We start from the raw sequence: 1,741 nt of genomic DNA, 5'->3' as shown, positions 1-1,741 counted from the left end.
TAGTGACAGCATTGGTTTTCTTCATTAGAAAAATAAGTGGAATTATTCATCTAATATACTGAAAATCAATGCTTTAACCTAATTAATCAATGCTTAATTTATTGAAAATCAATGAATTATATTTTTGTCATGTACTAAAATATTAAAGACAACAATAAAGCAGAAGGTGAAGGCAGAGGCGGCATGGGGTCTAAACTAGATTATGCACAAAAAGCAGCTTCTAATAACATTCCAACTTTTATAGCGAATGGTAAAAAGAAGAACACTATTATTGATATTATAGAAGGAAAATCAGTTGGTACAAAAGTATCACTTTAAAAAAATGAAGATGAAATTATTATCAGAAGAAGTAAAAAATAATGTTTTAGAAAGTATGGTAAGCCTATTAAAGGCAAACCAAGAATTTATACTAAAGGCAAACAAAAAAGATATTGAAGCATTTAATATAGAAGATCAAGCCATGTATGATCGCTTAATTTTAAACAAACAAAAAGTAGATGGTATGATTACGGATATTAAAGAAGTTAAAGCACAAGAAGATCCTGTAAATAAAATTATAAGTAGTCATACTTTAGAAAGTAAATTAAAGGTTGTTAATAAAACATCTCCTTTCGGGACAATCATGATTATTTATGAATCTAGACCAGATGTAACTGTTGAAGCTACCGTGCTAGCTTTTAAAGCTAATAATAAAATAGTACTTAAAGGTGGAAAAGAAGCATTTCAAAGTAATTCGGCTATTGTAAAATTATGGCATTTGGCACTTAAAGAAAATAATTTAAGTACAGACTTTATTCAATTATTAAACATGAACAGACAAGAAACTCAAGCTTTTTTAAAAAATCCTACGGAACCTCTGGACCTAATTGTACCCAGAGGTGGAGAAAAATTGATAAAGTTTGTAAAAGAACATGCTAAATGCGCTGTTTTGGTTAGCGGACGAGGTAATAATTTTTTATATGTTCATGAACATGCCGATTGGAAAAAAACTATAGAAGTTATTCTTAACGCCAAAACCGATAAAATATCGGCTTGTAATGCACTTGATAAAATATTAATGGATAAAAATATTCCAGAATATAAAAATAAAGTTCAAGAACTTAATTTCATATTAAAAAAAAATCGTGTAAAAATATTAGTTGATGATAAAACCAAGAATATTTTAAATGATGAAAAACTAATCGATGACGCATCAATATGGTATCAAGAATTTTTGGAACTTAAGTGCTGTATTGGGACAGTTGATTCAATAGATGAAGCCATAAAAAAAATAAATGAATATTCTGGCGGACACTCAGCAACTATAATGAGTACAAGTAATAGTATAGCAAAAACATTTATGGATCAAGTAGATTGTGCTGTAGTTTACCAAAATGCCTCTACTAGATTTACAGATGGTGGACAAATAGGTGTAGGAGCAGAACTTGCCATTAGCACAGATAAGTTACACCATCGAGGACCTTTAGGCCTTAAAGAATTGGTAATTAATAAGTATTATGTTTTTGGTGATGGACACATTAGGGTTTAATAAATTGATAATGTTTAAACCCCCAAAACTAAAAATCTCATGATAATTTATCATGAGATTTTTAGTTTATTATGGCAGTATCTCATAAACTGTGTAAGTTTTAAAATCTCAGGTTAATATTTAGCCTGAGATTTTTTATTTATTAATTTTAAATTTTACACATTTATGAAACCAGAAGATTTATTGAACGAAGATTTTTTAAAGCAATTTAAA

The 1,741-nt window shown here is 28.5% G+C and carries 1 protein-coding gene and 1 pseudogene; both read left to right on the top strand.

What is annotated here, in order from left to right:
• Positions 1–141: 141 nt before the first annotated feature.
• Positions 142–318 (top strand): annotated as a pseudogene (locus tag P8K68_RS14645) (glutamate 5-kinase); the annotation flags it as partial.
• A 10-nt stretch (positions 319–328) separates the two neighbouring features.
• Positions 329–1,528 (top strand): glutamate-5-semialdehyde dehydrogenase, encoded by a 1,200-nt coding sequence (locus P8K68_RS14640; RefSeq protein WP_300252610.1) that lies wholly within the window; start codon positions 329–331, stop codon positions 1,526–1,528.
• The last annotated feature ends 213 nt before the right edge of the window (positions 1,529–1,741 follow it).

The sequence above is a fragment of the Algibacter sp. genome (assembly GCF_029245835.1).
In the GTDB taxonomy this organism is placed as follows: domain Bacteria; phylum Bacteroidota; class Bacteroidia; order Flavobacteriales; family Flavobacteriaceae; genus Algibacter_B.
The sequence above is the reverse complement of the archived record's forward strand: the minus strand, read 5'-3'. Positions and strand labels throughout refer to the sequence as shown.

Bases quoted from the DNA above. Each gene is read 5' to 3' on its own strand.
- P8K68_RS14640 (WP_300252610.1), top strand. From the start codon at position 329: ATGAAATTATTATCAGAAGAAGTAAAAAATAATGTTTTAGAAAGTATG.